At 39.3% G+C, this 12,903-nt stretch carries 12 protein-coding genes and 1 pseudogene; 7 read left to right on the forward strand and 6 right to left on the reverse strand.

What is annotated here, in order from left to right:
• Positions 1-220 precede the first annotated feature (220 nt).
• From FAY30_RS12335 to FAY30_RS12345, 3 genes are read left to right on the forward strand one after another with little or no spacing between them, the layout of a single operon-like run.
• Complete coding sequence (locus FAY30_RS12335) at positions 221-1,081, forward strand: GNAT family N-acetyltransferase (RefSeq protein ID WP_223820958.1); 861 nt, start codon at positions 221-223, stop codon at positions 1,079-1,081.
• Positions 1,082-1,127: 46 nt separating this feature from the next.
• Positions 1,128-1,883 carry a class I SAM-dependent methyltransferase gene (locus FAY30_RS12340; RefSeq protein ID WP_149870158.1) on the forward strand — a complete coding sequence of 252 codons (756 nt, stop codon included), beginning with the start codon at positions 1,128-1,130 and terminating at the stop codon, positions 1,881-1,883.
• 44 nt (positions 1,884-1,927) lie between these two features.
• The gene (locus FAY30_RS12345) at positions 1,928-2,476 is read left to right on the forward strand and encodes a GNAT family N-acetyltransferase (protein WP_149870159.1); all 549 of its coding nucleotides are present in this window, start codon (positions 1,928-1,930) and stop codon (positions 2,474-2,476) included.
• A gap of 68 nt (positions 2,477-2,544) precedes the next feature.
• Here FAY30_RS12345 and FAY30_RS12350 read toward each other — a convergent pair whose 3' ends face one another.
• A complete protein-coding gene (locus tag FAY30_RS12350; RefSeq protein WP_149870160.1) occupies positions 2,545-3,177 on the reverse strand; it encodes a fumarylacetoacetate hydrolase family protein in 633 nt (210 codons plus the stop codon).
• Between the two features lie 259 nt (positions 3,178-3,436).
• On the opposite strand from FAY30_RS12350, the gene FAY30_RS27835 reads away from it, so the two are divergent.
• A complete protein-coding gene (locus FAY30_RS27835; protein ID WP_263315353.1) occupies positions 3,437-3,559 on the forward strand; it encodes a hypothetical protein in 123 nt (40 codons plus the stop codon).
• Positions 3,560-3,713: 154 nt separating this feature from the next.
• Here FAY30_RS27835 and FAY30_RS12355 read toward each other — a convergent pair whose 3' ends face one another.
• Complete coding sequence (locus tag FAY30_RS12355) at positions 3,714-4,325, reverse strand: FMN-binding negative transcriptional regulator (RefSeq protein ID WP_149870161.1); 612 nt, start codon at positions 4,323-4,325, stop codon at positions 3,714-3,716.
• Positions 4,326-4,410: 85 nt separating this feature from the next.
• Positions 4,411-4,503, reverse strand: a pseudogene (locus FAY30_RS12360) (GNAT family N-acetyltransferase); the annotation flags it as partial.
• Positions 4,504-5,136: 633 nt separating this feature from the next.
• On the opposite strand from FAY30_RS12360, the gene FAY30_RS12375 reads away from it, so the two are divergent.
• Positions 5,137-5,988 carry a DegV family protein gene (locus tag FAY30_RS12375; protein WP_149870163.1) on the forward strand — a complete coding sequence of 284 codons (852 nt, stop codon included), beginning with the start codon at positions 5,137-5,139 and terminating at the stop codon, positions 5,986-5,988.
• Positions 5,989-6,118: 130 nt separating this feature from the next.
• On the opposite strand, the gene FAY30_RS12380 is transcribed toward FAY30_RS12375, so the two are convergent.
• Together FAY30_RS12380 and FAY30_RS12385 are read right to left on the reverse strand one after the other, a co-directional pair.
• Entirely contained in the window at positions 6,119-6,646 is a 528-nt protein-coding gene (locus FAY30_RS12380; RefSeq protein WP_149870164.1) for an ECF transporter S component, read from the reverse strand.
• A gap of 179 nt (positions 6,647-6,825) precedes the next feature.
• Positions 6,826-9,858 carry an efflux RND transporter permease subunit gene (locus FAY30_RS12385; RefSeq protein WP_190284898.1) on the reverse strand — a complete coding sequence of 1,011 codons (3,033 nt, stop codon included), beginning with the start codon at positions 9,856-9,858 and terminating at the stop codon, positions 6,826-6,828.
• Between the two features lie 222 nt (positions 9,859-10,080).
• Here FAY30_RS12385 and FAY30_RS12390 point away from each other — a divergent pair, with 222 nt between their 5' ends.
• Positions 10,081-10,311: a hypothetical protein gene (locus FAY30_RS12390; RefSeq protein ID WP_149870166.1), complete on the forward strand. Its 231-nt coding sequence runs from the start codon at positions 10,081-10,083 to the stop codon at positions 10,309-10,311.
• 404 nt (positions 10,312-10,715) lie between these two features.
• Positions 10,716-11,639: a cysteine synthase A gene (cysK, locus tag FAY30_RS12395; RefSeq protein WP_149870167.1), complete on the forward strand. Its 924-nt coding sequence runs from the start codon at positions 10,716-10,718 to the stop codon at positions 11,637-11,639.
• Between the two features lie 77 nt (positions 11,640-11,716).
• On the opposite strand, the gene FAY30_RS12400 is transcribed toward cysK, so the two are convergent.
• Positions 11,717-12,799 (reverse strand): WD40/YVTN/BNR-like repeat-containing protein, encoded by a 1,083-nt coding sequence (locus FAY30_RS12400; RefSeq protein ID WP_149870168.1) that lies wholly within the window; start codon positions 12,797-12,799, stop codon positions 11,717-11,719.
• Positions 12,800-12,903 lie beyond the last annotated feature (104 nt).

Here is a 12,903-nt window from a genome sequence, read left to right on the forward strand (position 1 = left end):
GCAAAAAGACTTCTGTTCCACCAACAAACAAAGCCTCCTGTTCTCGAATGGACCGGGGGCTTTCTCCGTTCGTTTATCATTCATGATTGTTCTTTCATCTAGTGATTTTCTTGAAATTCATGTAGGAATTTTAAAAGAAACACCGAATTATTTATTACTCAAGGATTCTTCTATAATTAGTCTTTTTCAAATAACGATTTCGAGGGGAGAACAAAGCCAATTGAAACCAGAAAATAGCATTCAGTATTACTGCTGTACAGAAGTTGAGGATCGGTTTATCTACCAAGCCTTCCATACTGGGTTTTCCGATTATATTATTAAAATGGATATTTCTGAGGATGTATTCCTCGCAAGGTTCTTTGGTCCGGAAGGGAATAGGAGAGAGAACTCCTTTATTGCCTTTGATCAGGATGAACCTGTTGGTGTTATTCTAGGTGGGCTGAAGATTTATGAAGGTTTCCAGACGATGAGATGCGGAACGTTGGCGGTTCATCCAGCATATAGAGGCAAGGGAATCAGTCAAAGATTGTTTGAACTTCACAAAGAAGAGGCAGTGAAACACGGCTGTAAGCAGTTATTTCTAGAAGTGATTGTCGGCAATGATCGGGCGGTCCGATTTTATGAAAAACTAGGATATGAGAAGATCTATGATATTGTCTATTATACTCTTGCAGATGTATCAAACTTTGAAAAACTTCGCTCAGAGTTCTCGATTAATCGAATCGATTTTGAAGAGTTCAAGCAAGCAGCGGAAAACTGGGACTATCATATTAATTGGCAGAATGATCTCGACTTTATTGAAAAAACAAATAATACCTATTTTTATCATGCTATGATGCAAGACCGTCTGGCAGGATGTTTAGCCATTTCAGCAGCCGGAACGATACATTTTTTAATGGTTGATAAGAAGGAAAGAGGGAAGGGAGCAGGTACACAGCTTTTGCAAACAGCCGCTCTAGACCTCCATCTCACAAGAATGTCGGCAGGTTTTCCTAATAACAGTCTGCTTGAAGGATTTTTAAAGAAAAAAGGGTTTAAAAAAGGGGAACTGAAACAATTTGAAATGTACTTACTCCTTTAAACATAAAGGAAGAATGCTGGTTGATTTGGAAAGGTGTGAAACTTAGATGGACCAAAAATACATAGAACTAAATTCGAAAACGATTGATAAGTGGGTGGAGGAAGGTTGGGTATGGGGACAGCCGATAAGTCATGAGATTTTTGAAAAAGCGAAAAATCATGATTGGTTTGTGGTTCTAACTCCGACCAAGCCTGTTCCAAAGGAATGGTTTGGCGATATCAAAGGTGCCGAAATCCTTGGCTTAGCTTCCGGCGGTGGTCAGCAAATGCCAATCTTTTCGGCATTAGGGGCAAACTGTACGGTTTTAGATTATTCAGAAAAGCAATTGGAAAGTGAAAGGGAAGTAGCAAAACGAGAGAATTATGAAATCAACACAGTCAGGGCCGATATGACCAAGCCGTTACCATTCGAGGATGAATCGTTCGACTTGATTTTCCATCCTGTCTCCAATTGTTATGTGGAGGATGTTGTGCCGATTTGGAAAGAATGTTACCGGGTGTTGAAAAAAGGCGGAATCCTCTTGGCTGGATTAGATAACGGTTTTAATTATCTATTTGATGAAGAAGAAACAACACTAACGAATCAACTGCCATTTAATCCATTGAAGGATCCCGAGCTATATGAAAAATCGTTAAAAAATGACTGGGGCATCCAGTTTTCACACACGATTGAGGAACAAATAGGGGGACAATTACAGGCAGGCTTTATCCTAACGGATATTTTCCAAGATACAAATGGTTCAGGTAAACTTCATGAATTTAATGTCCCCACTTTTTATGCAACAAGAGCGATCAAAAAGTAGCTAGGAAGTTTATCGTGATTAATTGTTTAGGGAGTGTCGAGAATATGAAGCAAAGTTTATTTCATGCATTGGAAGGTAAACATATCTCCTTTAAGGAATTAAGCACAACTGATGCTGAAGAAATCCATCACTATGCATCAGATATGGAAGTCTCACGTTTTATTGGCTGGAATTTAATGAACAGTTTGGATGATACGAGAGAACTTATTGAAACGATGGTAAACCGTGAGGCAGCAGGTACGCATTTATATGCGTCTATTGTTCAAAAATCAACTCAAGAAATTATCGGAACAGCGATGATATTCAATTTTGATCATGAAGCAAACCACGCAGAAATCGGCTATGTTTTTCATCGAGACCATTGGGGGAAAGGCTATGGTACGGAGTGTGTGGCCATGATTAGTGATTTCGCATTTGAATCCCTTCATCTGCACAAACTCCATGCCAGTGTGGTGGATGCAAATGTTGGCTCTGCAAGGATTCTTGAAAAGAATGGCTATGAATTAGAAGGAGAATTAAGGGATCACTATTTTATTGACGAAACCTTTTTTAACGCATTACTGTTCGGAAAAATTCAAACAAAAAAAGAGTAAGATAAACATGATCTTATGAAGGACCTCCATTGGAGGTCCTTATAGTCTTCTTTAATTGGACGTTTTGTTTATTTACTCTTCAAAGAAACAGAAAACTCTCCAAGTGTATTTTCTCCCCATTTAAGAGCAAATCGATCACCTTCCGCAACTGGCCCGACACCCTCCGGCGTTCCTGTAAAAATGATATCTCCTTTTCCTAGACCAAAATGTAACGCACAAAAATCAATTATAGTCTGTAAATCAAAGATCATATTTTGAATATTCCCTCGCTGAACTTCCTCCCCGTTCTTCTGAAGAGCAAAATCGAATTGCTTGCATCTTTCTAAACCCGGAAATTCAATAAATTGAGTCAATACAGCAGAGTGTGGAAAACCCTTTGCAAGTAGCCAAGGATATCCCTTTTTCTTTAACTCACTTTGTACATCCCTTAGAGTAAAATCTATCCCCAGCGCCATACGATCAACGAGTTCTTCCACTTTCATTCCCTTTTCATATGACTTCGCAATATGTACAACCCACTCCACTTCATAATGAATAGAACCACGATCACCAGGCAACTCGATCTCTTGTCCGCTTGTCTCCACCAAAGCGTGCGTCGGTTTAGAAAACAAAAAAGGGGAAGTGGGAATTTCGTTTTTTAACTCCTTTGCATGTGATTCATAATTCCGGCCAACACAGTAAATATTTCGAATAGAATTCATCAAAAAATCTCCTTTCACTAAATGACCTTATTAATACAAGATACATTTTTTACTTGCAAATATATTTCTAATATAAATTTTAACAGAAGAACTAATATATGAAGATTTAGTATGATGTAGCATTTTGGTACGTATATTTTATCCAGTCGGTTTTGAGGGAAATACAAATCATTTGAATTGTATAGTCTGCAAAAAAGAATCCAAACTAAAAAAGCGAATTACCAATTCACAAACGCAAACTGGTAGAGGTGGTGTAAAAATGTCTAAAAAGAAGAACAAAGAAATAAGGAATAATCCAGCAATGCCAACAACAGATGTAGAATTCGCGCAAGACGGACTTGAAAGGGTAGCATTAAAGGCTCAAGAAAAAAAGAAAAAGTAACCAAGAGGCCTAAAGCCGAAATCACTCCAAACTATTTAAAAAAAGTGGAGGAATTAGATCTTTTAAAGAAAAAGAGTCATTCGATTTAGTCATCGATTGGCTCCTTTTCTACTTAGGTAAAGAATAATCTTTCGAAATTCTTGCTACTAAACTACTATAATTTTTGGTTTGCTTTTATTAACAATGCAATCTGCTGTTCATCTGTTCGTGAAATCTGTTCCAGTTGATTAATAACTAACTTTTGTCGCTGCGAGGTATGGTTTTGACTTAACTTTGCTTTTCCTTCTATTTTGTTAATTTTAATTTTGAATCCTTGAATTCCTTTGTTCATACCAGCGAGAAACTCAGCATCTACGTCTAGCAAATTGTAGGAACTATCAGGATCTTCGTACTTCAATACCATATCATGTAAGGAGCTCATTAACTCCTGTTCATCCTCTAATAGTTCGACTTCTCCGTAAACATGAACGGTCACATAATTCCAGGTTGGAACTGCTTTGTTCGTCTCATACCAAGATGGGGAGATATAGCAATGCGGACCATGAAAAATAGCTAAGACCGTTTGATTTTCGATATCTTTCCACTGGGGATTCGGACGCGCAACATGTCCATATAAGTAAGAATGATCCTTGTTTAGATTTAACGGTAAATGAGTCGCAAAAGGCATTCCATTATGTTGAGAAATAAGGGTCGCAAAACTATTTTCCTTGATAATGTCGAAGGCCTCTGTTTCATCTTTGATTTTAAAATGGGCAGGAATATACATGTTTTTTTCTCCTCTCTGAATCTTTTCTTAGAATTTTAGTTATTTTTCTAACTAGAATTTCATTGAAGTACACCCTTTAATAATGTTATGTAAGAGTCTTAGTCATGATCATGTCTATTTGTTCTTCATCGCCCATATAAAAAGAGTGTGCTCCGGTTTGAACAAACCCCATTTTCTTAATTTCTTGAAGTTTAAGTAAATCGTCAAGCGAACACTTTTTTAGAGTGGTAGTCATTTCATATTTCGCCCCTTTATGTCATTAATAATTTCGCTTGTTCTCTTTTTTTACAAATTCCTGGTATTTTTCTACATTTTTTCTAAGGAGGTAAAAAATGATTTCTACTTCAACTTCAGAAAATCCTGCCAAAAAATGAAATAGAGTCCTTTACTAATTTTATCAATATCATTAGAAAAATGAAAAAGCGGTGCTAATCCAAATGTGAATTCCAATTAATCGTTCAGCATACTATAATAGGTGTGTTAGATATAAAAACGCATTAAGAGGTTAATCAATGAAAGTTTATAGACTAAAAAAGCAGTTTAATGGCTTTAAAAGAGGAACACAGTTCTACTTGATTAGTGAATCAGAATTTATTGGAGTGAAAGAGTTCGTTTTGAGAACGGAAGATTTAACAAATAGGATATTAATCAATGAAAGTGAATTTCTAAACAATTTTACTTATATAAAAGAAATCTTTTAATGAATCAAATGCGGTCGGTAACCTTATTAAAAACCATGAGAACCGCCCCCTATGCCACTTTTTCATGTATAGTAGAGTAATGGGTTTTTATTTTGAAGTGAGGGATATGGATGAGAAGAATTATTTTGACGACAGAGAGTGGTGCGGATTTACCAGCAGAATTTGCTGAGAAACATAATGTACATGTGGTTCCGATGCACGTGATCATGGATGGACAGGATTATTTAGATGGTTCGTTACCAGTAACCGATATATATGATTATTACGACCGGACCAAAAAGATCCCATCTACAACGTCCACCAATTCTCATGAGTATCTTGAATTTTTCACGAAGATTAAAAATGATTTTCCTGACTGCATCATTATACATATTGGATATACCTCAAAGGCCTCTTCTTCCTTCCAAAATGCAATCATCGCAACGGAAGATTTGGCTGATATATTTCTAATTGATGCTTTAAACGTAACAGGTGGATTAACAGCGATTGTGATGTATGCAGTTTCTGTATTAGAGAATGAGCCTTCCATTGACCCTGGCCAATTAGTACAGAAGATTGAATCAAAGGTTCCTAAATCAAGATTGGCTTTCGTTCCCGGCAGTTTAGAATTTTTAAGAGCCGGCGGGCGCGTTAGTAATCTAGCTTATCTTGGAGGGGCATTATTAAAAATAAAGCCGCGTATTGAATTAATTGATGGAAATCTTGTTTCAACAAAAAAGTATCGTGGGAAAATGGATCTAGTTTCAGAAAAACTGTTCCGGGATTATGTAAAACAATACGACATTGATAGAGGACAACTTTATCTACTTTACTCGATTGGTCTTGATGAAGAGATCATACAGAGGATGGATAATCTGGCAAAAGAAACTGGTTTCAAAAATGTAACATGGATTCAAGCTGGCGCCATGATATCTACCCACGCTGGACCCGGCGGCATCGGAATAGCTGGGTTAGAAGTTTAGGAAGTTTCAAAATATGTGGATATTATAAAAAACGTGCCAGGCATCTCCCTAATTTTAGGTGATGCCTGGCACGTTTTTGTGTCCATGGGTGTGACCTCAATGTTTATAGTAAAACTTTCTTTTTATTTTGTTATTTGTATGCTCTTTTCTTTATGCGTCCTACGAGAGGTATTACTATGATACCTGCGATTGCCACCTGCATAATGTTCCCGGGGATGGAGCCGAACGGCTGAATCCAGTTACCGTAAAGGATCACTTCGGTAAAATAGTAGCCTACAACTTTAATGATCAGTGCAGTGGCAATTGCCAAAGTGTGAACAAAGACTCGATTGCCGGGTACTTTCTCGGAAATAATTCCGACTATGAAGCCCATTGCACCTACGATGATAAAAGTAAACGGTGCCCATAATGCCCAGCCAGAGATTAGATCGAAGAGGCCCATTCCGAAGGCACCAGCTATGGCTCCCGTTTTTTTGCCATAAACGATGGCTGCTATAAAAAGAGGTACGTTACCTAGGTGGATTAGACCTCCGTTACCCATTATCGGCAGCTTAATGTTGATAAACATTGTGGCAACAAGGGTTAATGCGATGAAAAGTGAATTGATGACAATAGCTTTAGTTTTAGTAGTTTCTGTCGGTGTTAATGTTAGATTCATATGATTACCCCTCTGTTTTTAATAAAAATAATACCATACTCTCTGCTACTAAATAAACACTTATTTCGGTGGAAAACCTCCAAAATAGATTTACGGGGGCGGTTCTTGTGGTTTTTTTTAACCGCACAAAAAGCCACGAAAACCGTCTCCGTGGCATTCCCATGGCATTTTGTGGTACTTTACTGACCTAATGTTCCTGTTACTTGATTAGCTTGCAGCCTTTGTTTTTTGGCTTTCCGGAAATGGAATAATTCATAGAATGTTGGGATGATAATCAGCGTCAAAAGGGTAGACACGATGAGTCCAAAAATGACGACCACAGCGAGTCCCTTTGAAACAAGATTTAAACTCATCGCCGATTCATGTGTAACCAGAAGCGGTACCATGGCAAATACAGTGGCGAGTGCTGTCATAAGGATCGGCCTTAGTCGTACGATACCTGCCTCCATAATCGCTTCCCTAATGGTCATTGTTTCTTCATTATGACGGATTCGGTCAACCAATACTATGGCATTGGTTACCACAATCCCAACGAGCATCAGCATCCCGATCCCTGAAGAAATATTGATGCTTGAGTTGGTCAGCACGAGTCCTAATAGCGAACCGATCGCTGCAAGCGGCAAAGTAATCAAGATCGCGATGCTTGCCCGGAACGACTTTAATGTCACAAGCAAAATCATAAACACGATTCCGATTGATAACATAGACAGTTTTGCGAGTTCTCCTAATTGATCGGAGGACTGCATCGAAGAACCGGTTAGTTCTGCACTTGTCCCTTTGGCGAATGTTTCATCTTTGTTCCAGGTTAGTAGCTCCTGCTGAATTTTTCCGGTAACGTCTACCATTTTGTCCGGATTCACTTGAGCCGTTACCTGTAGATAATGATGGCCGTCTTTTGTAAAGATGGTCCCCAGCTCATTGCTTTCTTCAACCTTCGCAATACTTGATAAAGCAACAGGGCCATCTGGCGTCATCAGCTGCAGATTTTTTAAGTCATCGACCGTTTGAATTTCTTTTATTGCTCCTAATTTTACGGCGGTGGTTCGTCCATCAATCATTATGTTTCCAATCACAGCAGGCTTTATCATTGCATAAATAGATTGGGAGACTTCCTGTGCATTTGATAATTTGGAATCCACTTGAATGGTCACGGTCGGTTTTGTATTTTGATCGTTGCTTTCTACTTTTTCTACACCATCGATGCTGTTTATTTCTTTCTTCACCGTATCAGCTGCTTTTTTGATGTCTTCGTTGTTCTTTCCGATGACATCAATGGAAACAGTCGTCGCGTTGGTTCCAAGCAAGCCTGCTGTTTCAGCCGTCAGCTCCGCATTTGGAAACTGGTCTTTTGTTTTTCGGATGTCTTTTGCAAATTTGGCAGAGTCTGTCCCATCCTTCGTAAAAATCATAAATCGAACAACGTTTGCATCTTGCAGGTTGCCATATTGTGCCGCATCCTCATTGACACCTGCAACTGTAATATGGGTTTTTACCCCATCTTTTTCTGAAAGAATGCCTTCCATTTTCGCAACCCCATCTTTTATTTCGCTAAATGGAGTTCCGTTATCATAGCGAAGACCGATTGCTATGTAGGCTGAATCTTTCTGATCGACAGAACCTTTGGGCATGCTCAAAAATAACCCAATAGACCCGACTACAACGAGAACCGCTACCGTGATTGGTAGCCATTTATGATTAAGCGACCATTGCAGCAAAGAAGGGTAGAATGATTTCGGCTTGTGTTCCTTCATCTTTACCCTTTTCATCATTCGGGCGCTGAGTGCCGGTACTACTGTCAGTGAAACTAGCAGGGAAGATAGTAATGAACAAGTAATCGTAATCGCAAATGGTGCAACTAGATCTCTTAATCCTCCCGATACAATCAGCATTGGCAGGAATACTGCTACTGTTGTCAGAGTGGACGAGGTGATGGCTGATCCCACTTCTTTCACTGATTCTATAAGAAAGGCAGGGGTTAATTCATTATTTTGCTTCCTTCGGTAAATATTCTCCACGACGACAATACTGTCATCTACTAGCCGTCCGACAGATACGGCAATTCCTCCAAGCGTAAGGATGTTTAAGGTAACGCCAAAGAAGGAAAGTAGTATCATCGTCATGCAAAGGGACAACGGTATGCTGATAATCGTGATCAGGGTCATCCGGAAACTGCGAAGGAATAACCAAATTATAAGGGTGGCAAATAAGGCTCCTGTCAATACTTCTCTTGTCATCGAATTGATGGAATCAAGAACGGTATCACCTAAATTCATCACGATCGTTGCTTGAAGGGTTCCCTTGTAATCCTTATTGATTTTTTTTACTGCGTCTTCCACCTGATTGTCAAGTGTTACGGCATTGGAGGTGGAATCTTTTTGAATAACAACGTCGATAAAGCTTTTTCCATTTAAATGGATGATGCTTTCGGTATCTTCTTGCAAGGTAATAGCAGCAACATCCTGTAGTTTAGTCTTACTGTTTAACTGGATGTTTTTAAGATCATCGAGCGTTTCTAATTTTCCTGTTACGATGATGCTTGTTGCTTCGTTGTTGATCGTTTGTTCGCCCACGGCAACGGAAGCAGTTTTTCCTTGAAGGAGGGTGTAAAGCTTTTCAAGCTGGAAATTTGCTGCCGCTAATTTTGCAGGATCAACTTTAATCATCACTTGTTGATTTCTTCCGCCATTGGTGATGACATTGCCGACACCTTTTAAGTCCTTGAACATCGGCATAATCTCGTTTTCTACGACATTTAGCTCATTATTGCCAATTTCTTTATCAAAGGTGAGACCTAATTCCACAATCGGAATTTCAGATGTGTTGAGGTTGATGACATATGGTTTCATCACCCCATTGGGAAGATGGACCATTGAAATTCTTTCTTCAATTTGCTGTTTTGCTTCTTTAACATCAATTTTCGATTCAAATGTGACGGTCAACTGGCTAAAATTATTTCCTGTTTGTGCAACGACACTTTGTTTTCCTCTTACGCCGTTCAATGCCTTTTCAATCGGCTGTGTTACTTGTTCATCCATGCTTACGGCATCCATACCGTTTCCAACTGTTGAAATGGTTACGTATGGCTGGTCGGCAGATGGCATCAACTCCATAGGAATCGTGGTATAACTAAAAATGCCAAAAATCATCGAGGCAATTACAGCGAAAACCAATGCCGCCTTGTTCCGCAATGCCCATTTGGTAAACCATGTCATATAAAATCCCCCTAGTCCAAAAGTCATAAAAGCAGGTAAATTATACCCCCATTTGGTTGGATTTACCAGTAGTTTTTTCTTAATTTTACAAAAAATTAATGTATACAAAACAAAAAGCTCATTGTATCCAACAAAAGAATCCAAACAAAAATGCAGGTGCCAATTACGAAATAAGTTTTTATTCTGCAGAATAGGGTATTGAAAATATCGAGGTGAAAGGATATGAAAAAAAATAAAAGAAAACCAGATTTTCATCATACCCACTTGAACATGGACAACCCTGAACAATATCCAACTGAGAACGAGAGCTTGTTTGATAAATTTAAGAGTGAGCAAACAGTTGATCCAATACCGCTTGAGGATCTTAAGGAAGAACAACTTGAAGAAAAAGCGAAGCATGATTCAAAAGAGACATCCTCAAGTGAAAAAAAGTATAGAACAGGAATGAAATAACGTTATATGGAGTCCTTGGCGACAGTTCTTTTAGGGGACAAACAGAAGTTTTGCGCGTGAAAGGCCCGACTAGCGGATAGGAGCTAGTCGGGCCTTAGGTTATTTTATGGGGGAGCAAAATTTCAGAAAAATGAAATTAGTAGGTTGTTTTTTTAAATAAAGTATAATAAAATAACCTACAATACCAACTAAACCACTATGAATATATTGTTTTATGGTGCCATCTAGCTGCGTTAACATATGTTCGTCAAACAAAGAATGAAGCCTATTTCTTCGCGAACTTGACTCCAATAGTGAAACATTTTGTTAAAGTTCTGAATGGATAAACGTACTATTTTCCCACATACTTATAAAGGAATAGTCATGGGGGATTTTTTTCAAAATCATTGAAGGGTGGGAGAGCATTGAAACTTTACAGTTCAATCCTTGACTTAATTGGGAAAACTCCGATCGTAAAATTGAATAAACTGCCAGAGCCAACTGGCGGGGAAGTTTACATAAAATTGGAATCATTTAATCCAGGCGGCAGTGTGAAAGACCGTGCTGCCATTAATATGATTGAAAGTGCAGAGCATGAGGGGAAATTAATTCCGGGAAAAAGTACCGTGATCGAGCCGACTTCCGGTAATACAGGTATTGGAATCGCCATGGTATGTGCGGTGAAAGGCTATCGCTGTATTATTACCATGCCTGATAATGCGACTGCCGAGCGTGTGAAGATTTTAAAAGCATATGGAGCAGAAGTCCATTTGACTCCAGCTAAATTTCGTATGCAGGGAGCTATTGATGAAGCAAACCGTTTAGCCGAATCCATTTCTGATAGTTTTATTCCCATGCAATTTGAGAATCCTGCAAATGCCGATGCACATCGTGAAACTACAGCAGTTGAAATTCTTGAAGCGTTCGAAGGGAAATTAGATGCCCTTGTGTTGACTGCAGGAACAGGGGGTACGGTAACGGGGGTTGGAGAAGAGCTGAAAAAGCAGATTCCAGACTTGAAAATTTACGTAGTGGAACCGTTTGGATCTCCTGTTCTTTCTGGTGGAGAACCTGGACCTCATAAAATTCCTGGAACAGGTCCCGGTTTTATTCCTTCAATATTAAATCGTACTATTTTTGATGAAATTTTGCTCATTAAGGATGAAGCAGCCCAAGTGATGGCACGCCGCCTTGCCGCAGAAGAGGGGATCTTTGTAGGGGCATCAGGAGCATCATCGGCCCATTTCGCAGTCGAAATAGCAAAAAATCTGCCAACATCAAGCAGAGTCCTTTGTATCGCGCCAGACACCGGAGAACGCTACCTGTCTTCGGATTTATTTCCAAGTTAGGAAACGTGGAAACGGTCCTTGTGGCTTTTATTATCTTCACAAAAAGCCACGAGAACCGTTTCTTATCGTATCTTATGTTATCTAAGCACCCCATCTGGATCGACCAACCCAGAAAAAGCCCATGTTTTCCCTTGATCCTGAGAGGTAAACTTTGCTAGTACCTTTCCGCCAAGGTAATCGCCTTGTGGACCTTGATTCACTAATATAGTTCCTTCCGTTCCTTGAAAGGTTGGAATCTCCGCAATGGTGAAGTAGCGTCGATATTCTTCCGGTATTGGAACCTCTACGCGTTCCCAGTTTGCTCCACCATCAGTAGTCCGATATAGGTTTGGCATTGGAGGCTGTTCTTCCAACCGATATTCACCAAAGGAAATAAAACCTAATTGGTCACTAATAAACCCTCCATCTGTCACTAATGCATGAGTATCATCCACTGAACCAGCATTATACCATGATTGACCACCATCGTTGGTTTTAAATACAAAGTGTGCTTCCGAACTCATTGTTTTATCACCTGTAATAATCAGATAACCATCTTTGTCAGACGTAAACCCGAGTTTTAGCATGCGTAAAAACGGCAGCTGATCCGACACCAACGACTCCTTCCAAGACTTGCCTTTATCCGTACTAACTAGGACCCGTGTCCCTTTGTTAAGGACAAACGCTGTGATTTCCGGTGTAATCACATAGCCGCCATCACCTAATTGTTGTTCAGCGCTGTTGGATTCGCTGAAAAATAATTCTTCGATTGCAACGGGAACCTCCCGCCAGTTTTTCCCGTTATCATACGTGACCCTAAGATTTTGATCCTTAATTTCATAGCGGATGCTTTCCGATGGTTTCTCTATTCCCGCTTTCTTTTGATATTCTTTCCACGATTCAACGGGCGGCAGACCAATTTGTGTATCGGTTGTTCTTTCAATGTTTGTTAAGGTGTACGTTAAGTTCTCTTCCTTATTGATTGTTAGTTTCCAAACGATGGTAGGAACAACTTTATCCTCCTGCATCTTTCCCCAACCATAATCGATTGCTGGTGTTCTTTCGGGTATCTGAACTTGAAAAACGACCGCAACGACAAAAGAGTTTTCATCTCCCGATAACTTAGTAAATCTAGTAAAGGCCGGATTGACGATCGTTCCCTCGCTCTCTAAACTTTTCATGAAATCAAACCAAATTCGATAAGCAATAGTTTCCGGTTTTTGATCAAATTCTTCTACTTGAAGTGTGTAGGGGAGTTTACTGTTGATATCTGCCTTTTTTATTT

Source organism: Bacillus sp. S3 (assembly GCF_005154805.1).
In the GTDB taxonomy this organism is placed as follows: domain Bacteria; phylum Bacillota; class Bacilli; order Bacillales; family Cytobacillaceae; genus Neobacillus.

Bases quoted from the DNA above. Each gene is read 5' to 3' on its own strand.
- FAY30_RS27835 (WP_263315353.1), top strand. From the start codon at position 3,437: ATGTCTAAAAAGAAGAACAAAGAAATAAGGAATAATCCAGCAATGCCA.
- FAY30_RS12380 (WP_149870164.1), bottom strand. From the start codon at position 6,646: ATGAATCTAACATTAACACCGACAGAAACTACTAAAACTAAAGCTATT.
- FAY30_RS12340 (WP_149870158.1), top strand. From the start codon at position 1,128: ATGGACCAAAAATACATAGAACTAAATTCGAAAACGATTGATAAGTGG.
- FAY30_RS12345 (WP_149870159.1), top strand. From the start codon at position 1,928: ATGAAGCAAAGTTTATTTCATGCATTGGAAGGTAAACATATCTCCTTT.
- FAY30_RS12400 (WP_149870168.1), bottom strand. From the start codon at position 12,799: ATGAAAAGTTTAGAGAGCGAGGGAACGATCGTCAATCCGGCCTTTACT.
- FAY30_RS12350 (WP_149870160.1), bottom strand. From the start codon at position 3,177: ATGAATTCTATTCGAAATATTTACTGTGTTGGCCGGAATTATGAATCA.
- FAY30_RS12390 (WP_149870166.1), top strand. From the start codon at position 10,081: ATGAAAAAAAATAAAAGAAAACCAGATTTTCATCATACCCACTTGAAC.
- FAY30_RS12355 (WP_149870161.1), bottom strand. From the start codon at position 4,325: ATGTATATTCCTGCCCATTTTAAAATCAAAGATGAAACAGAGGCCTTC.
- FAY30_RS12385 (WP_190284898.1), bottom strand. From the start codon at position 9,858: ATGACATGGTTTACCAAATGGGCATTGCGGAACAAGGCGGCATTGGTT.
- FAY30_RS12375 (WP_149870163.1), top strand. From the start codon at position 5,137: ATGAGAAGAATTATTTTGACGACAGAGAGTGGTGCGGATTTACCAGCA.